The 259-nt window shown below is 31.7% G+C and carries 1 pseudogene; it reads left to right on the top strand.

Annotated features, from left to right (window positions below):
• Window positions 1–259, top strand: a pseudogene (locus AAEY62_RS23270) (hypothetical protein); the annotation flags it as partial.

Raw genomic sequence — 259 nt, 5'->3', positions numbered from 1 at the left:
CTTTTATCTTATGCAAGAGCTTTAAAACTATTTCTTGATTACATGGAAGCTAATAAAAATATATTTAGTGACCCAGAATTATTGCTTACTTCATTCATTTTAAGGTTGAGATCCGGTACTTTAGATGAACAGGGATTCGATCCTTCAGGCCTTTATTGGGAACCAAAGTCTTTTTTTAATACTAAAAACATTACTCGTTATTTGGTATCATTTCTAAATTGGTTAGAGCCAAATTGCGCAAAAATTCAGAAGCTTATCC

This window comes from Pseudoalteromonas sp. GW168-MNA-CIBAN-0100, assembly GCF_040309225.1.
GTDB lineage: Bacteria > Pseudomonadota > Gammaproteobacteria > Enterobacterales > Alteromonadaceae > Pseudoalteromonas > Pseudoalteromonas arctica.
Note: the sequence above shows the minus strand (reverse complement) of the source record. Positions and strands in the feature narration are given on the sequence as shown.